We start from the raw sequence: 17,226 nt of genomic DNA, 5'->3' as shown, positions 1-17,226 counted from the left end.
ACAGCATGAACAAACCCGTCATCCTGGTCGCGGCAATGCTTGCATTCGGCGCACACTCGGCGTTTGCGCTGACCGCCCAACAGGAGAAGATGAAAACCTGCAATGCCGAGGCCAAAACCCAGTCTCTCAAGGGAGAAGCTCGCAAGAGTTTCATGAAGGGATGCCTGTCGAAGAAACCGGGCGAGGCAGCGCCGGCAGCGGCTCCGGCTCCGGCGGCCACCAACGCCGCACCGGCACCGGTCAAGGCGGCAGCTCCAGCAGCTCCAGCAGCTCCAGCAGCTCCAGCAGCTCCAGCAGCTCCAGCAGCTCCAGCAGCTCCAGCAGCTCCAGCAGCTCCAGCAGCTCGATAAGCTTCGGCGCCGGACTGGCTCCGGTCAAGCGCCCGATGCCTCGCCAGGCATCGGGCATTTTTTTGGCCGCTGGACAGCGTCAAAGCTCGCGCGTCGCGCTGAACCGGATATCCGGCCAGCGTTCCTGGGCCAGGGACAGGTTGACACGGCTGGTGGCGAGGTAGACCAGATAACCGCTGCCATCCTCGGCCAGACTGTCGTGCACCTTGCGCCTGAATTCCTCCAGCTTCCTGGGGTCGTCGCAGGAAACCCAGCGGGCAGTGGTCACCGGCACGGCGTCATAGACGCATTCGACGTTGTACTCGGACTTGAGGCGGAAGGCGGTGACATCGAACTGCAGCACGCCAACCGCACCCAGGATGAGATCGTTGTTCTTCAGCGGCTTGAACAGCTGGGTGGCCCCCTCCTCCGTCAGTTGCTGCAAGCCCTTCTGCAAGGCCTTGCCACGCAGGGGATCCTTGAGTACCACGCGGCGGAACAGCTCGGGGGCAAAATACGGCACGCCCTCGTACTTCAGCGACTCGCCCTGCGTGAAGGTATCGCCGACCTGGATGGTACCGTGGTTGTGCAGGCCGATGATGTCGCCCGGATAGGCATCCTCGACGTTGACGCGGCTGTCGGCCTGGAAGGTCAGCGCATTGGCGATCTGCACGGTCTTGCCAGTGCGGACATGAGTCATCTTCATGCCCTTGGTGTACTTGCCCGAGCAGATGCGCAGGAAGGCGATGCGGTCACGGTGCGCCGGATCCATGTTGGCCTGGATTTTGAAAACAAAACCGGAAAACCTTTCCTCCTCCGGTAGGACCACCCGTTCACGGGCCTGGCGCGCCTGCGGACAGGGCGCGAAATCGGCGAAGGTGTCCAGCAGTTCCAGCACACCGAAGTTGTTGATGGCCGAACCGAAGAACACCGGCGTCAGCTTCCCGGCCAGGTAGGCCGCCTGATCGAAGGTATGGCTGGCGCCGCGCACGAGCTCGATTTCCATGCGGAGCTCGTCCGCCTGATCGCCCAGGATTTCGTCCAGCCGGGGATTATCCAGCCCCTCGATGATCTCGCCCTCGACGATACGGTCGCCGTGCGAAGGGCTGAACAACTGCACGGCATTCCGGTACAGGTGGTAGACGCCCTTGAAACGCTTGCCCATGCCGATGGGCCAGGTCATGGGTGCGCACCGGATCCTGAGTATACGCTCGACTTCGTCCAGCAGTTCGATGGGCTCCCGGCCCTCGCGGTCGAGTTTGTTGACGAAGGTGAGAATCGGCGTGTCGCGCAACCGGCAGACTTCCATCAGCTTGATGGTCCGCTCCTCGACACCCTTGGCGCTGTCGATGACCATCAGGGCCGAATCGACAGCGGTGAGGGTGCGGTAGGTGTCCTCGGAGAAATCCTCGTGGCCGGGCGTGTCGAGCAGGTTGAAGATCCGCGCGCGGTGTTCGAACTGCATGACCGAGGTCGTCACCGAGATACCGCGCTGCTTTTCCATCTCCATCCAGTCGGAGGTGGCATGGCGGGCCGCCTTGCGGCCCTTGACCGAGCCGGCCAGCTGAATTGCGCCACCGAACAGGAGCAGCTTCTCGGTCAGAGTAGTCTTGCCGGCGTCGGGATGGGAGATGATGGCGAACGTGCGCCGCCGTTCGAGTTCCGCGGATAAATCAGACATTGAAGGCAGGGAAAAAACCCATGATTATAGCGCGCGGTCCACGAACCGCTTCGCTCACAGGAAGCCCAAAGCCATACACCCATCGAATAATGGAGCTGAACATGCCCGAGACCCGCAACGCCAACACCCGACTGCGAAAAGCTGCCGATGCCCTGGGCATAGGCGTCAGCGAGCGGCATATTTTTCTCTGCGCCGACCAGAGCAAACCCAAGTGCTGCGACCTGGAGGCCGGATTGGCGTCCTGGGAATACCTGAAGAAACGGCTCGATGAACTGGGTCTCTCGAAACCCGGCAAGGTGGCCAGAACCAAGGCCAACTGCCTGAGGCTCTGTCTGCAGGGCCCCATCAGCGTGGTGTACCCGGAGGGCATCTGGTATCACTCCTGCACACCCGAGGTGCTGGAAGCCATCATCCAGAGCCACCTGATCGGTGGCGTCCCGCTCAGAGATTACCAGTTCGCGGGTCCCGACCGGCTGCCCTGAGACAGGTCGGCATACCCTCCCGGTGGCAGGGACTTCCCGGACCGGCAGGGCGGCGGGGATCACCATGGATCGGGCAGTTGCCCGCCATGAGCACGAGGAGGGGTGGGAGACGCTCCTCAGGCGGCCACCTGCTGGCGCAATTCGCCGGCGTTTGCCGCCATCCCTGCCTCACCCCGCCACAATTTTTCCAGCTGGTAGAACTCGCGGGTCTCGGGCTTCATCACATGCACGATGACGTCGCCCAGATCGACCAGTACCCACTCGCCGACAGTCTCGCCCTCCATCCCCAGCGGCAGGATCTGGTTTTTCTTGGCCTCTTCGGCAACATGCCCGGCGATGGACCTGACATGACGTTCCGAGGTGCCGCTGGCCATGACCATGAAATCCGTCATGTTGGTCTTGCCGCGGACATCCATGACAACAACATCACGGCTTTTGGCATCTTCAAGCGTATCAAGCACAAGCTTCAGTAACTGTTCGGCATTCATGCGGATGAGCGGGATGGAAAGGTTTGGAGGCCCCGGGCGCCCGGGGCCGGGATAGCCGGCGACGCGGGTCTTGCCGGCGCGGCGGGACCAGAGCGGCCTTCAGCGGTTGGCCGCCACCTTGCGCAAGTCGGCCGCCGCTGCGGTATTGGCGCCCGGCTTTTTGCGGTTATTCGCGTTGCTGGCAGCAACCCTGGTTTTGCTGCTGTCGGCATGCTTGGTGGCAGCGGAGGTACCCGCCGGCTTCGCCGGACCCGTACCGCCCGTTGCCGAGCCTCGCGTTCTGGCAGTAGCAGGCAGGCCGGCGGCCTTGGCCGAAACCAGACCGGCGGCTGGAGCCTTCCTGGCCGCCTGAGTGTCGCTCACCACCAGCTTTTGTCCGGCCTGTACCCGCGTGGTGATGGGAATGTTGTTCCATTCAGCCAGCTGCGTCACGTCGAGCGAATACCTCCGCGCAACGGCATAGAGGGTTTCCCCTTTCTGCACCTCGTGATGGCTGGCCTTGGCCGGCCTTGGCCTGGCCTTGGCGGTCTCGATCGTGGCGACTTCCTCCGGCTCGGCACGGCGGGTGGCGGGCGGTGGCGACGGCGATTCAGCCGCCATTCGCCTGCCGCTGCGTTCGCCGGGCAATGCTGCCGGAAGTTCGACGGGGACCGATTCCGCCAGGGTCGGGGCCGGGGAGCGGCCGGCATCCATGCGGGCAAGGCTGGCCATGCGTGCCGGCCGGGAAGGTTCCGCTGTCACGCTGCGCTCGACGGCGGGCTGATTGGGATCCGGCTCGGCATCGGCCGGCATTGCCGCCGACATCGGAATGTAGCGTCCCCCGGTGATTCTTCCAGACGGGGGCGGCGGATTCCGGCTGAATTCACGACGGAAGCTCTGGAAAGCGCCATCGGGCTCGCTGGGCAGGCTCTCCGCCTCCGCATAGGGATCGGACCTCAGATAGGAACGCCGCGTCATCGACAGCCGCTCGACTTCCTGGCGGAAATCGGCAGCCTTCTTGTCCGCGGGAATATAGAGGTGGAAGCTGCCGTCGACATCCGCAAACTGGCCGCGGAAACCCGGGTTCAGTTCGTAGAGTTTCTCCAGGGAGATGCCGGCAGCATCGGCGGCCAAGGCAAGATCCAGCTGGTTGTTGATCTTGACGGGCTTGTACCGCGCCACATTGGGCAGATCCTTGAGGGCGATGCCATAGCGCTCGGCATCCGCAAACAGCCGGGCAACCGCCAGCAGCTTGGGCACATAGGCACGGGTTTCCTGGGGCAGATTCAGCGACCAGAAATCGGTGGGCAAGCCGGCGGCCTCATTGCGCCGTATGGCGCGGGCCACGGCGCCTTCGCCACAATTGTAGGCGGCTATCGCCAGCAGCCAGTCACCGAAATCGCCATGCAGCTTCCGGAGGTACTTGATGGCCGCCTTGGTGGACGCATAGACGTCGCGGCGCCCATCATAGGAGTGGCTGCGCTTGAGCCCATAGTTCGAGCCGGTGGAGGGGATGAACTGCCAGATGCCGGCAGCCTTGGCGGGCGAGACCACATTGGGCTGGAAGGCGCTCTCGACGATCGGCAGCAGCGCCAGCTCGCCGGGAATCTTCTTCTTCTCGACCAGCTTCACGATGGAATAAAGGAACGGTTCGGCACGGTTCTGCGCCCGCTCCAGGTAGCTGGGGTGGTTGGCGAACCAGCTCAGCTCGCGATCGATGTCAGGGTGATCGATATTCGGCAGCGCGTAGAGAGCGAACAGGCGGTCCCAGAGGGTGTCATATTGCGAGCCGCGGGAGGCCTTCTTCTTGGCCTTGCCGACGGTTGACGAGGCCTCCGCGCTATCGGGTATAGTGGGTTTCCTTTTGACTTCGTTTCTGGAGCATCCTGCCAGGACTGATGCAACGATGGAAACGCAGCAGATCATTCTGATCTGGGATTTATTCAGCAGCATTGCCTTGGTAGCCCTCATCTTGTCGGGTTGAACCAGTCCTGAACGCGTTGACGCGCCGGATACACAAGTAAAAATGCAATCGGCCAACCCTCATTCTCGACACGAGTTCCTCAAATGGTATCACGTGGCCAGTCTGGGACAAGCGCTGCAAGCCCTTGAATCCACGTATCTCCGCACGAACCTCAACATGGCCTACGGCACCCGGACGCTGCAGGTCGGCCGGCTCGGCTGCGAGAGCCGCTACATCGATGCCGACTTCGTTGGCGGGTTCGCCCTGCTCGACCGGCAGGGGCCGCGAAGCTTTCCCACCTTTGTGCAGGGCAGCGCCGGCGCCCTGCCCTTTGCGACCGAAAGCATGGATATCCTGCTGCTGCCGCACGTGCTGGAGTTCGTCCCCGACCGCCACCAGGTGCTGCGCGAGGCGGAACGGGTGCTGAAGCCCGAGGGCCGGCTGTTCATCCTCGGCCTCAACCCCTGGAGCCCCCGCCGCCTGCTGAAGCTGGGCCAGCACGACTCGTTCTGGAAGGCGCGGCTGATCGCCGGCCATCACCTGCTGGACTGGCTGAGCCTGCTGAAATTCGACGCCGAACTGGTGGCGGCCTTCGACAGCCTGCGCGAGAAGGCGCTGAGAAATCCGCAAACGGGTTGGGAAGAGGTCAAGGCGGGCCTCTCGCTGGCCTATGCGATCAAGGCCATCAAGCGCAGCTATACCCTCATCCCTATCGAGCCGGAATGGTCATCCCTGAGCCAGCTGGTAACCAGCAAACTGATCGAAACACCGCAACTGAACCCCAACCGCACCACGACATGACATCCGTGCAGATCTATACCGATGGCGCCTGCCGCGGCAATCCCGGCCCCGGTGGCTGGGGCGCCCTGCTCCGCTGCGGAAGCCGCGAACTGGAACTCTATGGCGGCGAGCCCGATACCACCAACAACCGCATGGAACTGATGGCGGCCATCCAGGCGCTGCAGGCGCTCAAGCGCCCCTGCGCGGCCATCATCACCACCGACTCCACCTATGTGATGAAAGGCATCACCGAGTGGCTGCCCAACTGGGTACGCAAGGGCTGGCGTACTGCCAGCAACACCCCGGTCAAAAATGCCGATCTCTGGCAACAGCTGGTAGCGGTCCAATCACCGCACCGGGTCGAGTGGCGCTGGGTGAAGGGACACGCCGGCCATCCCGGGAACGAGCGGGCCGACCGGTTGGCCAATCGCGGCATCGACGAAATCCTGACCACCCGCAAGCAAGGTTCCTGATCATGGCCCGACAACTCATCCTGGATACCGAGACGACCGGTCTGGAACCGGCGCAGGGACACCGCATCATCGAAATCGGCTGCGTCGAACTGGTGGATCGCAAGCTGACCGGCAGCCGCTTTCACGTCTATCTCAATCCGGAGCGGGAAGTCGACGCCGGTGCCGTCGCGGTGCATGGCCTCAGCAATGACTTCCTGGCGGACAAGCCGCGCTTTGCGGATATCGTCCAGGACTTCATCGACTTCGTCACCGGGGCCGAACTCATCATCCATAACGCCCCCTTCGATGTCGGCTTCCTCAACCACGAGCTGAACCGGCTCACCGCGGGCTACAAAACCATCGGCGATTACTGCGCGATTCTCGACACGCTACTGATGGCCCGCAAGAAACATCCCGGCCAGCGCAACAGCCTGGATGCCCTGTGCAAGCGCTACGGGATCGACAATACCCACCGCAACCTGCACGGTGCCTTGCTGGACGCCGAAATCCTGGCCGAGGTGTACCTGGCCATGACCGGCGGCCAGACCACCCTGCTGCTGGAACCCGAGCCGCTGCCCCAGCCGGGGCCTGGCGCGGCGCAACCGATGGACCTCGCGGCAACCAGACCGCGTCAACGCCTGCCGCTGAAGATACTTCGCTGCACGGACGCGGAACTGGCCGCCCATGCCGCCCGGCTCGAAGCCATCGACAAGGCCAGCGGCGGCCATTGCCTCTGGAAACAGGCCGGTTGAAACCCGCCGCGCCCATCCTTCGCGAGGGAGGGCATTGGGGAGGGTTGGATTTTTGCTTATACTTCGGAGGCACCAATCCAACGGGGAATACCGAATGCGCAGGGTGATATTCAATCAGAAAGGGGGCGTGGGCAAATCCACGATCACGTGCAACCTGGCGGCCATCAGCGCAGCGGAGGGCAGGAAAACCCTGGTCATCGATCTGGACGTCCAGGGCAACTCCTCGCACTACCTGCTCGGCGACAAGGTTGCCGATGCCGACGCCACCATCGCCCACTTCTTCAAGGAATCGCTGAGCCTGAACCTGTTCGGCAAGGGCCAGGGCGATCACCTGAATGATCTGATCCACGAAACGCCTTATCCCAACCTGCATGTCCTGCCCTCGCACCCCGAACTGGAACCCCTGCAATCGCGACTGGAATCGCGCTACAAGATCTACAAGCTGCGCGAGGCGCTGGAGAGCCTGACGAGCTTCGAGCACGTCTACATCGACACGCCACCGGTGCTCAATTTCTACAGCCGATCGGCGCTGATCGCCGCCCGCAGCTGCCTCATCCCCTTCGACTGCGATGCCTTCTCGCGCGAGGCGCTCTACAACCTGCTGAATGCCCTGGAAGAAATCCGGGCAGACCACAATCCCGACCTGGAAATCGAGGGCGTTATCGTCAACCAGTTCCAGACCCGTGCCAAGTTGCCGCAACAGCTGGTCGATGAATTGCTCAACCAGGGCCAGCCGGTACTCGATACCAAGCTCTCGCCCTCGGTCAAGGTGCGGGAGTCGCACAGCCTCTCGCGCCCCCTGATCCACTACGTGCCGGAACACAAGCTGAGCGAGGAGTTCCGCGCCCTGCACCGCGAACTTGACCAGCGTCGCACCGGCTAGATCGCCGGTTGACGGGCGCGTTGCCGCCGGCTATCCATGCCCAGCACCCGCGCCCATCCTGTCCCGGCGAGCCATGCTGCCGCCACGGCGCGACGGTAACCGCTCTCCCCGCAGCAATGGCCATGAGCCTGCACCCTGCCCGCTGGCCACTTTCCGTGCGGGTTCTGCTCGCCCTGCTACTGGGCATGATCCTCGGCGTTGCCGGCGGCTCCGAGCCCTATCTCCGGGGTCTGGGTAACGCCGATCTCGGCCAGATCGGCCTGCTGATCATCCGCCTGCTCAAGGCTCTGGCCATTCCGCTGATCCTCTTCGGCATCCTCGACGCCTTCGTCCGGCATCCCATCTCGGCACGCAGTGGCAGGCGCCTGATATGCATCTGCCTTTTCAATGTCACGGTGGCGCTCGCGCTCGGACTCAGCCTGATGCGCCTGCTCCAGCCCGGGCTGGCCTGGCGGGGTCACCTCGACGAGCTGATGACCAGGATCAGTGCACCGCCAACGGCACCGGCGAGCAGCTTGCCCAAGACTTCGCTGGAGCCCCTGCAAAGTCTCGGCAGCCTCGTCCCGCAAAGTCTGCTCGATCCCATCCTGAACGGTAACGTGATCGGCGTGGTGCTGCTGGCACTGCTGTTCGGTGCCGCCATTGCCCGCCTGCGGCGTCAACCGGGCAATGGCGACCTCATCGACCTGACGCCGCTGACAGGGTCGATCAGCGCGTTCTACGCGGTCCTGAGCCAGGTTCTCGGCTGGCTAGTCCAGTTCATACCCCTGGCGGTACTGGGCCTGGTGGCCCAGGCGGTGGGCAAGGCTGGACTGGGGATATTCGCCGATCTCGCCGGCTATTTCGGTGTCATCGCGCTCGGCCTCATCCTGCATGGGCTGGTCTATTACCCCCTGATGGCCTGGCTGGTCGCCAGACAACCGCCCCGCGCCTACCTCGGACACGGAGCCGATGCGATACTGACCGGGCTCTCCACCAACAGCAGCCTGGCGACGGTGCCGGTCACCCTGCGCTGCCTCAAGCGCCTAGGTGTCGGCGATCGCTCGGCGCGACTCGCCGCCTGTGCCGGCACGAATTTCAACAATGACGGCGTCACCCTCTACGAAGTGATGACCGCACTGTTCCTGATGCAGGCACTGGGTAGCGACCTGCAATTCGGCCAGGAATTGCAGGTCGCCCTGGCCGCGCTGCTGGCCGGAATGGGTATCGCCGGTGTCCCCGAAGCCGGGCTGATCGTCCTGCCGCTGGTGCTGAGCGCCGCCGGGTTGCCGGAAACCGTTGTAGCGGCAGCCATCCCCCTGATCGCGCCGGTGGACTGGCTGCTGGCCCGCCTCCGCTCGGCCGTCAACGTGCTCAGCGACATGCTGGTCGCCATCCTGCTGGATGCCTGGGAAAAACGCTACCCGAATGACTGACCGGGTGGCTGTTTCAGGCGCCCGACATGACGCCGACGGGTGCCCCGCGCCCAAATGAACGGCAATCCCGCCTCGTCAAGGCGAGATCACGCGTGCCAACGTTGCCGGCTTGCCCCTTGAATGGCAGGATCGACGCCATACATCCCATGCCGTGACGCTGTCCACGCAAGACTGATTCTCCCAACCCCCAGCAACCCTCTCCGTCCCGCATGATGAATCCCGACGAAAAAAAGCTGCTGACCGAATTTCTGGCGCAGCTGGAAAACATTCGCGGCCTTGCCAAGGACCCCGAAGCCGAGCAACTGATCGCCCGCGCCGCACAGATCCAGCCCGATGCCCTGTACCTGCTGGTTCAGAAGGCGCTACTGCAGGAACAGGGGCTGCGGGCCGCCCAAGCCCGTATCGAGCAGCTGGAAGACCAGCTCCGCCGGGCCCGGAACAGCGGTCTGACGGCGGCGCCCAGCGGTTTTCTCGGCCATGAACCCTGGGCACAACACCCCGCCACGACGGGCTCCGCCCCGCTGTTGCGGGCGGGACAGCCGGCGTCCGGCGCCGGCGCCAATCCCCTGCCGGGATCGACGCCGATGGGGGGTGGCTTCGGCAGTTTCCTCGGCGCCGCCGCGGCAACGGCCGCGGGCGTGGCGGGCGGCGCCTTCCTGTTTCACGGCCTCGAAAGCCTGTTGGGGCAACATCCGGGCGCCGGCCATGGGCTCAGTGAAGCGAGCCCCCAGGATGCTCACATGGCACCGGAAAACGTCACCATCAACCGCTACTATGGCGGAGACATGAGCCCCGCCGGCCAAGAGGCCGGCTTCGACAACCGCCTTGGCGAGGATTCGCCAGCCAGCCTGGATGACTGGGCCGTCGATGGCGACATCAACAGCCTGGATGTCTGACCAGCGCGCGGACGACATGCCGGCGAAACCCGCAACGCTGGACCCGAACGCCACAGCGCGCGTCGGCCCGCGCCCTGGCGTTTCGGCGCCCTGATCACACAGCGAGGATACTCCCCCAGCCGGGAGGATCAAGCAGGATCTCCCCGGCCCGGTGCAACGCCGGCCATAGCCCTACAGCCACCGGGCCGGCGACTGACTGCGGTTACGCACGGAATGCAGCACGCCTGCCGGTATGCGCAGCGCCACGCCCGGAGCAGGACGATGGACGATGCCCGCCACCTCGAATTCGACCATACCCTCGACGACCATCACCCGTTCATCGGTGGCGTGCACATAGCCCTCCCAGCGCTGACCCGGCGGGCCCACCCACAGATCGCAGGTGAACCCGCGCTGCTGCCAGTCCTGTCGCACCGATTTGATATCCATCGTTACCTCCCGGTTCAGGCGCTAGCCAGGCGTCCACCACCTGCCGCACCGGCCATCTCCGGCGCTTGCCCTGTCCCTGCCGGCCCGATGCCGAAATGATCAATGCCAGTGGCCATGGTGATGATGATGGCCCCGATGCGGGTGATGGTAATGCGGAGGGTGCCAATCATGGTGGTGGTGATGCATCCCCCCGCCCCAATATACGGGAGGTGGGGGCGGCAGCGGGGCAAAGGGTACCCCGACCATGACGGGCGGCAACTGTATGGAGATGCCGGGCGCGGGGGGATACGGCATAGGCCAAGCGGGACCATGCGCCCAGGCCGCCGACAATCCACCGAGGCTCAGGAGGCCGACCGCGAACGACAGACTGCGCAACATCTTGCTTGAGCTTTCCATTTTCTCTCCACCGGCACGAATATAAGAATCACCCGACGATCGGGCCTTGCTTGCGGGGAGATTTTTGACTGCCACCGGTCACGCTGTCATCGGCCTGATCCGGCCTTTATGTATCGGCCTGTATCCGGTGAAAAATCCGATACGCGCCGATACAAATCGGTGAATGGAAACCGCAGTGGCGATCTGCGCATGCGTTGGCGCATGCCTGACGAAGATCGCCGGGGTCGTGGCGCACCTCACGCCGCCGTCATGAAAGCCGGCCAGCTGCCGGTCATGCCCCGCTCAACCTGGCCTCGAGATACTCTTTCAGGACCGCGGCATTGTTGCATCGCGCTTCGCGGGCTCCGTACAGCAGGACCACCGGGTTGCGAGTCGCAAGCTCGATCAGCTTGCCAAGCGCTTCGGGATTCGCATCGAGTTCGGCAACGTATTTCGCCTTGAATTCGGGCCATTTCTGGATGTCGTGCCGGTACCACTGACGAAGTGCGGAGGAAGGGGCCAGCTCCTTCATCCAGACATCGATCTCGGCGCTGGCCTTCGACAGGCCACGCGGCCACAGGCGATCCACCAAAACCCGGATACCATCCTCCCTGACAGGCCGGTCATAAACGCGTCGGACGGTGATGTTCATGGCAAGGACTCACGCGGCGGTTGACCCGATCATCGATGCGAGAGCCCAAGGGCCCGCCCGGGGTGACAGAGCCTGTCCTGGACCTTGATGGTGATGACCGGCCCGGCCCGTTGCTCGGCAGAGGATCGCAAGCGCCCGGTTCCGCTCGCTCGAACCCTGCGACGGCATCCCGGAAACGGCGGTGACCGACCGGGACAGGGTCTTGCCGGCGACGACCCGAGGCTCAGCGTACCGGCACGATGCTGATGGCGTTTTCGGGACTGCCATCAATGATGCGGTCGGTATAGGTCAGGTAGACCAGAACGGCGCGCCTTTCATCATAGAAGCGCACCACCTGGGTCGTCTTGAAAATCGCCGAGGCGCGGGCGCTGAACACTTCCTGGGCGTCCTTGAGCCGCGTCACGGCAACCGCGTCGATGGGACCGATCTGGCGACAGGCCAGCGACACCTTGGGCGGGTTTTCCGCCAGTCCCATCAGCCCCTTGACGCCGCCGGTCTCCGCCCGCGAGAGGTAGCAGGTGACACCGGCCACCTGCGGATCGTCAAAGGCTTCGACCACGATCTTGTCGCTGGGACCCAGCCATTTGAAACGATAGTTGACCGAGCCGATTTCCTCGGCCACTCCGCTTGAAGCGAGACCATTCAGCAGCAGGAGAAGCAGCAAGCGGCCTGGATGAAGCCTGACGGGCTTGCCGCTCGTCGTGGAATGCTTGACCGGTTTCATCGGCTGATCAGACCCCCAATACCAGAATTTCCTGGCCAGGCTTGAGCGGTGCGCTCGGCGAGAGACCGTTCCACTCGGCCAGCTTCATCTCCGGTATGCCATGCCGGCGGGCGATGGCGGTCAGGGTCTCCCCCTTCTTCACGACCACCTTGCGCGGGGCGAAGACCTTGGCGCCCGGCAGATTGGCCGCCATGAGGATTTCCGCCTGCTCCAGCGGCAGCAGGAAATTGCGCGCCTGCACCGGCGGCTCGACATCCGGCTTGTAGGCCGGATTCAGCCTGTAGAACTCGTCGGGCGCGATGCCGGAGCGGGCAATCAGTTCCGCCACGGTGACATCCGGGCGAGTCTCGATCCGTGCCAGGGTGTTGCGCGGGGACGCATGGCGCGGCTTGAAGCCGTAGGCCGCCGGATTGGCAACCACCTTGCTCAGCGTGACGATCCTGACGACATACTGACGGGTCTCGGCCGGCAGTTCCAGCTCCCAGAAGGTGCCGCTGCCCCCGGCCTGACGGTTTGCCTGAATGGCCCGCTGCACGGCGCCCTCACCGGCATTGTAGGCAGCGAAGCTCAACAGCCAGTCGCCATTGAACAGCCGGTTGAGATGGCTCAGGTACTTCAATGCGGCCTGGGTGGCGGGATGAGTATCGAAGCGGCCATCGTAGTCCTCGGTCAGCTGGAGACCATACCGCTGGCCGGTACTGGCGATGAATTGCCATAACCCGGCCGCCTGCTTGCTGGAAACGGCGGTGGTCTGGAAGGCGCTCTCGACCATGGGCACGAAGACGATGTCGTTGGGCAGCCGTTGACGACGGATCTCGTCCAGCAGGTATGGCAGATAAGGCTCGGCGCGGGCCAGGAGGAAGTCGACCGAACCCGGTCGCTGCCGCAACTGTTCAAGATAGGCATCCAGCCACTCATGCTGAACGCCCGGCAGAACCAGGCCACCGCGCACGGCATTCCAGACATCGCCCTGACGCCAGGAGGTCCGCTGCACCATGGCCATGTCCGGCGCGTCCGCCGGCGCAGTAGCGGCCAGGAAACAACCCCGCCTCGCACTTGCTGAACCGCGCATCCCGGCATGGCTTGCGGGCCGGGCCATGGCACTCGCGCAGGCATCACCCGCGGCTCCCGAACCGTTGGCAGCCAGGTGGCCGGCGTCAGGCAGAGCCTGCCCCTTGCGACTCCGGCCAGCGTGCGCCAGGGCACCCCGTTTTTTCGCCGATGCCCCCCGCAGGCGATTACGGTCCAGCTCGGCCTGCTGCTGCCGATGGCGGGCCACCACACGATCGATCATGGCGGCAGTGGTAAAGGAAGCATCGCCGAAGTTGAGCTCGGGAAGATAGCTGACGGCCGAGATCGGCGAGGATGTCATGGCCGGGTTGCCGCTGCGCGGCCCGAGACTCACCGTGGCCGGCCGGCCAGAGCCCGCGCGGGCGGCAATACTCGTCGGCGAGACAGCTGGGGTCGATGTGGCGCAGCCGCTGAAATACACTGCCGCCAGCGCCAGAGGGAAAAGGGATACCCGGGCAGCCGGAAACTCTTGACTGAATGGGACGCAGGACCGACTCAGCACAGACTTGCCTCCACAGCTAGGCTTGACCAGACAAGAAGAGGGTTGATGCCATCAGGGATGGGAATTCCGCCATGCAGCCGCCCTCGCGCAGCGCACGGTACGAAACGCCGGGCACGGAAGCCCGGCGTTTATGGGGGGTCAACGCGACCGGCTTACTTCTTGCCCGCCTTCAGATAGGCAATCAGCGCGTCGATAGCCTGATCCTGGGTAAGGCCTGCGCTCTTGACGGGGCCCAGCGCCATGATCTGATCCATGGCCTTGGGCATGGCGTTACGACCTTCGACCAGAACCTTGGTCAGCTCTTCCTTGCTCAGCTTGTTCACGCTTTCGAACAGATTGGGGTTGGGCTGAACATCGTGGCAGGTGCCGCAACCCCGACCGAAGGCGCGGGTATAGATCTTTTCGCCAATTTCGGCGGTGGGTTCGCCAGCCAGGGAAGCACCGGCAACGACCAGACCCGCGATCAGCAACAAACCCTTCAAAGGCTTTACATTCATCATGTTATTTCCATCTCTTCTGGAACGACAAAGTACTTTGTGCCCGCCCCGGCCGGCCTGTGGCAGGACGTGCCGGCGCGAACGCACGGGATTATTTCAGACTCAACAGGGGGTCACAAGGGAAATCACTCCCGTGACACCCCGGAATCAGCGGGTCGGCGAGTGCCTGAGACCGACGCGATGGCAACCCCTGCCGGCCCGGGGTGCGGGCATCCGCTCTGGTAGCGCGCGCATTTCTCGGGTATGCTTTGCGGCCCTGCCCGGTGGTCTCCACAGTGAACGGGACCCGGCAGACGAAGGCAAAGGTCACAACCACGGACCTCCTGCCATGAAGCTGTATCGTCGGAAGTGTGGCCGAGTGGTTTAAGGCAGCAGTCTTGAAAACTGCCGAGGGCAACCCCCTCCGTGAGTTCGAATCTCACCGCTTCCGCCATTCCCTGCTGCGCAATGGCGGCCGTTCGTGGCCACGCCATAAGCGGCAACATTCCCCCCCTCGCATCCATCCCGACGAGCGCCTGAAGCTTCGACTCACAGGCCAGCCTGGATCGAAGGCTCCATCCACGACCGGATGCTTGTGGCGAAACGAATGCCGGATTCCAGCCAGATGGGGAGAGAATCCTGTTTTGGTGGAAAATCAGAGGGACCGCAGCCATGAAGGAGACCCATCGGGCCCGGAACCTTCATGCCTTAGGCAAGGACCACCCACATGGTGGGTTATTACGTATGAATTGGTCGGGGTGAGAGGATTCGAACCTCCGACTTCTACCTCCCGAAGGTAGCGCTCTACCAAGCTGAGCTACACCCCGCCTGAAACGGACTTAATCGCTGTAAAGCGAATCATGCAACAGCGGATTCAAGCTGCGCATTATACAGGCTGCCGCGCTTCAACTCAACGCTGAAATACGCAAAAGATCACGCCCGCCAATGCCAAACAGGCGCTCAGAGCCTGTTCACGATCTTCCATCTAATTGGAAATGGGGGCTATGCGGAAGAAGAGCTACCCAAGTGACATCAGCCGAGAGCAGTTCGAACAGATCAGGAGTTTGCTGGAGGGTGTACGCAAGCAGACCAAGCCCCGTGTGGTGGATTTGTACGAAGTGTTTTGCGCGGTGCTGTACCTGCTCAGGCGCGGCTGCCAGTGGCGGATGCTGCCCGGGGAGTTTCCGAAATGGTGGGCGGTGCATTCGTACTTTGCGAAGTGGAGCGAACCGGGCCCGGACGGCATCAGCGTGCTGGAGCGAGCATTAAAAAAATCAGGTTGGCGCGGCCCGTACCGGCCAGGGGCGCCGAGCCCGGACGAGTTTTCTGATTGTTGATGCGCAGAGCGTGAAGAACACCGACAGCGCCGATCAGAAAGGCTACGACGCGGGCAAAAAGGTTTCGGGCATCAAGCGCCATATTGCGGTGGATACCCAAGGGTTACCGCATGCCATCGCGGTGACGACGGCGGAGGTGACCGATCGCCAGGGCGCCCTGCAGGCAGGCGATGGACCGGTGTGCGGCCAACCTGACACGGGTCGAGAGCGTGCTGGTCGATGGCGGCTATACGGGACGGCCGTTTGCCGAGGCAGTTAAGGAGAAGCTCGGCGCCACCGTGCAAGTGGTTAAACGCGATGAATTGCACACGTTTGCTGTGTTGCCCCAGCGCTGGGTGGTAGAGCGTAGCTTTGGCTGGCTGGAGAAGTGTCGCCGATTGTGGAAGAACTGCGAACGCAAGCTCAACACCAGTTTGCAGTTCTTCCACTTGGCGTTTCTCGTCCTGCTCATCAGAAGATCGCGAACAGGCTCTCAGAAATTGCGCTCGACCGAGAACCGGGCCAGATCGATCAGGGCCTGGCGATAGACCGAGTCGGGCAATACCGTCAGGGCAGCCACGGCCTTGTCGGCCTCTTCCACGGCGCGCCGCGAGGTATAGGCAATGGCATCCGTGGCCTGGACCACCGCAAAGACATCGCGGAAGGCGTCGCGGTCACCCTGCTCGATGGCATGACGCAGGATCTCGGCCTGCGCGGCATCGGCATGGGCCATGGCATAAATAAGCGGCAAGGTCGGCTTGCCATCCGCCAGATCATCGCCCAGGTTCTTGCCGAGTTCCTCGGGTTTGGCGCGGTAATCGAGCGCGTCGTCGATGAGCTGAAAGGCTATGCCGAGATGCAGGCCATAATCCTTCAGGCCCTGCTCGATGGCGGCAGGCGCCTCGGCCAGCACCGCCGCCAGCTGTACCGCCGTGCTGAACAGGATGGCCGTCTTGCGGGAAATCACCTTGAGGTAATCCTCTTCGGTGGTCGCGGGATTATTGCAATTGAGCAGCTGCAGCACCTCGCCTTCGGCGATCGCGGTGGTGGTGCGGGACAGTATCTCCATGACCCTGAGACTCCGCACGCTGACCATCAGCTCGAAGGAGCGGGAATACAGATAATCGCCGACCAGAACACTGGCGGAATTTCCCCACAGGGCATTCGCCGTTTCCTGCCCGCGCCGCAGGGTGGACTCGTCAACCACATCGTCATGGAGCAGGGTGGCGGTGTGAATGAACTCGATCACCGCCGCCAGCGTCACCTTGTGCGGCTGGGTACAGGCTATCGCCTCGGCCGCCAGCAGCAACAGCATGGGGCGGAGGCGCTTGCCACCGCTGTTGACGATGTAATGACCGATCTGGTTGATGAGCACGACCTCGGACCGCAGCTCGTCAAGGATCAGCCGGTCAACCGCCTGCATGGGTTCTTCGACGAGGCGTCGGATGCTGGCAAAGTCGGGCCGCGGAGCTGTGGTTTCGGTGGCAGTCATGGGACGCATCGGAAGGCGGCGCCCGCTCCATCGCGAGTGGGGATGCCGTTGAAAAAATCGGGGAATGCTAGGGGTGGGGCACTGGCCTGTCA

General features: G+C 63.4%; 18 protein-coding genes, 2 tRNA genes and 2 pseudogenes. 10 read left to right on the top strand and 12 right to left on the bottom strand.

All coding sequences use genetic code 11. From position 1 onward, the window contains the following. Nucleotides 1–5 precede the first annotated feature (5 nt). A pseudogene (locus tag ACYQ1H_RS08360) lies at nucleotides 6–125 on the top strand (PsiF family protein); the annotation flags it as partial. 115 nt (nucleotides 126–240) lie between these two features. On the opposite strand, the gene ACYQ1H_RS08355 reads toward ACYQ1H_RS08360, so the two are convergent. Both ACYQ1H_RS08355 and ACYQ1H_RS08350 read right to left on the bottom strand, forming a co-directional pair. Then, the gene (locus tag ACYQ1H_RS08355; protein WP_460027603.1) at nucleotides 241–378 is read right to left on the bottom strand and encodes a hypothetical protein; all 138 of its coding nucleotides are present in this window, start codon (nucleotides 376–378) and stop codon (nucleotides 241–243) included. Nucleotides 379–429: 51 nt separating this feature from the next. Beyond that, nucleotides 430–2,010: a peptide chain release factor 3 gene (locus ACYQ1H_RS08350; RefSeq protein ID WP_460027589.1), complete on the bottom strand. Its 1,581-nt coding sequence runs from the start codon at nucleotides 2,008–2,010 to the stop codon at nucleotides 430–432. A gap of 101 nt (nucleotides 2,011–2,111) precedes the next feature. Here ACYQ1H_RS08350 and ACYQ1H_RS08345 point away from each other — a divergent pair, with 101 nt between their 5' ends. Continuing rightward, nucleotides 2,112–2,492 (top strand): (2Fe-2S) ferredoxin domain-containing protein, encoded by a 381-nt coding sequence (locus ACYQ1H_RS08345; protein WP_460027588.1) that lies wholly within the window; start codon nucleotides 2,112–2,114, stop codon nucleotides 2,490–2,492. Nucleotides 2,493–2,608: 116 nt separating this feature from the next. Here ACYQ1H_RS08345 and rsfS read toward each other — a convergent pair whose 3' ends face one another. Continuing rightward, on the bottom strand, nucleotides 2,609–2,980 hold the full coding sequence (rsfS, locus tag ACYQ1H_RS08340) for a ribosome silencing factor (RefSeq protein ID WP_460027587.1): 372 nt from the start codon (nucleotides 2,978–2,980) through the stop codon (nucleotides 2,609–2,611). A 99-nt stretch (nucleotides 2,981–3,079) separates the two neighbouring features. Next, entirely contained in the window at nucleotides 3,080–4,912 is a 1,833-nt protein-coding gene (locus ACYQ1H_RS08335; protein WP_460027586.1) for a lytic transglycosylase, read from the bottom strand. A gap of 187 nt (nucleotides 4,913–5,099) precedes the next feature. Between ACYQ1H_RS08335 and ACYQ1H_RS08330 the strand changes: the two genes are divergently transcribed. The 6 genes from ACYQ1H_RS08330 (at nucleotide 5,100) to ACYQ1H_RS08305 (ending at nucleotide 10,100) form a co-directional block, all read left to right on the top strand. After that, complete coding sequence (locus tag ACYQ1H_RS08330) at nucleotides 5,100–5,723, top strand: class I SAM-dependent methyltransferase (RefSeq protein ID WP_460027585.1); 624 nt, start codon at nucleotides 5,100–5,102, stop codon at nucleotides 5,721–5,723. Continuing rightward, nucleotides 5,720–6,175, top strand: coding sequence for a ribonuclease HI (gene rnhA / locus ACYQ1H_RS08325; RefSeq protein ID WP_460027584.1), 456 nt, complete (start codon nucleotides 5,720–5,722; stop codon nucleotides 6,173–6,175). The genes ACYQ1H_RS08330 and rnhA overlap by 4 nt, the downstream gene beginning before the upstream one ends. Before the next feature lie 2 nt (nucleotides 6,176–6,177). Then, nucleotides 6,178–6,906 (top strand): DNA polymerase III subunit epsilon, encoded by a 729-nt coding sequence (gene dnaQ / locus ACYQ1H_RS08320; RefSeq protein WP_460027583.1) that lies wholly within the window; start codon nucleotides 6,178–6,180, stop codon nucleotides 6,904–6,906. 94 nt (nucleotides 6,907–7,000) lie between these two features. Continuing rightward, complete coding sequence (locus tag ACYQ1H_RS08315; RefSeq protein WP_460027582.1) at nucleotides 7,001–7,789, top strand: ParA family protein; 789 nt, start codon at nucleotides 7,001–7,003, stop codon at nucleotides 7,787–7,789. A gap of 122 nt (nucleotides 7,790–7,911) precedes the next feature. Next, nucleotides 7,912–9,204, top strand: a complete 1,293-nt coding sequence (locus ACYQ1H_RS08310) for a dicarboxylate/amino acid:cation symporter (protein WP_460027581.1) — start codon at nucleotides 7,912–7,914, stop codon at nucleotides 9,202–9,204. 209 nt (nucleotides 9,205–9,413) lie between these two features. Next, nucleotides 9,414–10,100, top strand: a complete 687-nt coding sequence (locus ACYQ1H_RS08305; RefSeq protein ID WP_460027580.1) for a DUF2076 domain-containing protein — start codon at nucleotides 9,414–9,416, stop codon at nucleotides 10,098–10,100. A gap of 171 nt (nucleotides 10,101–10,271) precedes the next feature. On the opposite strand, the gene ACYQ1H_RS08300 is transcribed toward ACYQ1H_RS08305, so the two are convergent. The 6 genes from ACYQ1H_RS08300 to ACYQ1H_RS08275 all read right to left on the bottom strand — a co-directional run bounded on the left by ACYQ1H_RS08300 (nucleotide 10,272) and on the right by ACYQ1H_RS08275 (nucleotide 14,350). Further along, nucleotides 10,272–10,526 carry a cupin domain-containing protein gene (locus ACYQ1H_RS08300; RefSeq protein WP_460027579.1) on the bottom strand — a complete coding sequence of 85 codons (255 nt, stop codon included), beginning with the start codon at nucleotides 10,524–10,526 and terminating at the stop codon, nucleotides 10,272–10,274. 14 nt (nucleotides 10,527–10,540) lie between these two features. Further along, nucleotides 10,541–10,696: a hypothetical protein gene (locus tag ACYQ1H_RS08295; protein ID WP_460027578.1), complete on the bottom strand. Its 156-nt coding sequence runs from the start codon at nucleotides 10,694–10,696 to the stop codon at nucleotides 10,541–10,543. Between the two features lie 497 nt (nucleotides 10,697–11,193). Further along, nucleotides 11,194–11,553: a DUF488 domain-containing protein gene (locus ACYQ1H_RS08290; RefSeq protein ID WP_460027577.1), complete on the bottom strand. Its 360-nt coding sequence runs from the start codon at nucleotides 11,551–11,553 to the stop codon at nucleotides 11,194–11,196. A 223-nt stretch (nucleotides 11,554–11,776) separates the two neighbouring features. Then, the gene (locus ACYQ1H_RS08285; RefSeq protein WP_460027576.1) at nucleotides 11,777–12,277 is read right to left on the bottom strand and encodes a CreA family protein; all 501 of its coding nucleotides are present in this window, start codon (nucleotides 12,275–12,277) and stop codon (nucleotides 11,777–11,779) included. 7 nt (nucleotides 12,278–12,284) lie between these two features. Next, nucleotides 12,285–13,649, bottom strand: a complete 1,365-nt coding sequence (locus tag ACYQ1H_RS08280; protein WP_460027575.1) for a transglycosylase SLT domain-containing protein — start codon at nucleotides 13,647–13,649, stop codon at nucleotides 12,285–12,287. Between the two features lie 353 nt (nucleotides 13,650–14,002). Further along, nucleotides 14,003–14,350 carry a c-type cytochrome gene (locus tag ACYQ1H_RS08275; RefSeq protein WP_460027574.1) on the bottom strand — a complete coding sequence of 116 codons (348 nt, stop codon included), beginning with the start codon at nucleotides 14,348–14,350 and terminating at the stop codon, nucleotides 14,003–14,005. Nucleotides 14,351–14,691: 341 nt separating this feature from the next. Here ACYQ1H_RS08275 and ACYQ1H_RS08270 point away from each other — a divergent pair. After that, a tRNA-Ser gene (locus ACYQ1H_RS08270) sits at nucleotides 14,692–14,780 on the top strand. 296 nt (nucleotides 14,781–15,076) lie between these two features. Here the strand turns inward: ACYQ1H_RS08270 and ACYQ1H_RS08265 are convergent. Further along, a tRNA-Pro gene (locus ACYQ1H_RS08265) sits at nucleotides 15,077–15,153 on the bottom strand. A gap of 177 nt (nucleotides 15,154–15,330) precedes the next feature. On the opposite strand from ACYQ1H_RS08265, the pseudogene ACYQ1H_RS08260 reads away from it, so the two are divergent. After that, a pseudogene (locus ACYQ1H_RS08260) lies at nucleotides 15,331–16,190 on the top strand (IS5 family transposase). Here ACYQ1H_RS08260 and ispB read toward each other — a convergent pair. Continuing rightward, entirely contained in the window at nucleotides 16,136–17,134 is a 999-nt protein-coding gene (ispB, locus tag ACYQ1H_RS08255; RefSeq protein ID WP_460027573.1) for an octaprenyl diphosphate synthase, read from the bottom strand. The pseudogene ACYQ1H_RS08260 and the gene ispB sit on opposite strands and share 55 nt — an antisense overlap. Nucleotides 17,135–17,226: the final 92 nt, after the last annotated feature.

It is taken from the genome of Methyloparacoccus murrellii, from assembly GCF_054657115.1.
The sequence above is the reverse complement of the archived record's forward strand: the minus strand, read 5'-3'. Positions and strand labels throughout refer to the sequence as shown.

What these genes read in the sequence shown, in the direction of transcription:
- ACYQ1H_RS08350 (WP_460027589.1), bottom strand. Translation starts at nt 2,010, where the DNA reads ATGTCTGATTTATCCGCGGAACTCGAACGGCGGCGCACGTTCGCCATC.
- ACYQ1H_RS08345 (WP_460027588.1), top strand. Translation starts at nt 2,112, where the DNA reads ATGCCCGAGACCCGCAACGCCAACACCCGACTGCGAAAAGCTGCCGAT.
- rsfS (WP_460027587.1), bottom strand. Translation starts at nt 2,980, where the DNA reads ATGAATGCCGAACAGTTACTGAAGCTTGTGCTTGATACGCTTGAAGAT.
- ACYQ1H_RS08335 (WP_460027586.1), bottom strand. Translation starts at nt 4,912, where the DNA reads ATGCTGCTGAATAAATCCCAGATCAGAATGATCTGCTGCGTTTCCATC.
- ACYQ1H_RS08330 (WP_460027585.1), top strand. Translation starts at nt 5,100, where the DNA reads ATGGCCTACGGCACCCGGACGCTGCAGGTCGGCCGGCTCGGCTGCGAG.
- rnhA (WP_460027584.1), top strand. Translation starts at nt 5,720, where the DNA reads ATGACATCCGTGCAGATCTATACCGATGGCGCCTGCCGCGGCAATCCC.
- dnaQ (WP_460027583.1), top strand. Translation starts at nt 6,178, where the DNA reads ATGGCCCGACAACTCATCCTGGATACCGAGACGACCGGTCTGGAACCG.
- ACYQ1H_RS08315 (WP_460027582.1), top strand. Translation starts at nt 7,001, where the DNA reads ATGCGCAGGGTGATATTCAATCAGAAAGGGGGCGTGGGCAAATCCACG.
- ACYQ1H_RS08310 (WP_460027581.1), top strand. Translation starts at nt 7,912, where the DNA reads ATGAGCCTGCACCCTGCCCGCTGGCCACTTTCCGTGCGGGTTCTGCTC.
- ACYQ1H_RS08305 (WP_460027580.1), top strand. Translation starts at nt 9,414, where the DNA reads ATGATGAATCCCGACGAAAAAAAGCTGCTGACCGAATTTCTGGCGCAG.
- ACYQ1H_RS08300 (WP_460027579.1), bottom strand. Translation starts at nt 10,526, where the DNA reads ATGGATATCAAATCGGTGCGACAGGACTGGCAGCAGCGCGGGTTCACC.
- ACYQ1H_RS08295 (WP_460027578.1), bottom strand. Translation starts at nt 10,696, where the DNA reads ATGATTGGCACCCTCCGCATTACCATCACCCGCATCGGGGCCATCATC.
- ACYQ1H_RS08290 (WP_460027577.1), bottom strand. Translation starts at nt 11,553, where the DNA reads ATGAACATCACCGTCCGACGCGTTTATGACCGGCCTGTCAGGGAGGAT.
- ACYQ1H_RS08285 (WP_460027576.1), bottom strand. Translation starts at nt 12,277, where the DNA reads ATGAAACCGGTCAAGCATTCCACGACGAGCGGCAAGCCCGTCAGGCTT.
- ACYQ1H_RS08280 (WP_460027575.1), bottom strand. Translation starts at nt 13,649, where the DNA reads ATGACATCCTCGCCGATCTCGGCCGTCAGCTATCTTCCCGAGCTCAAC.
- ACYQ1H_RS08275 (WP_460027574.1), bottom strand. Translation starts at nt 14,350, where the DNA reads ATGATGAATGTAAAGCCTTTGAAGGGTTTGTTGCTGATCGCGGGTCTG.
- ispB (WP_460027573.1), bottom strand. Translation starts at nt 17,134, where the DNA reads ATGACTGCCACCGAAACCACAGCTCCGCGGCCCGACTTTGCCAGCATC.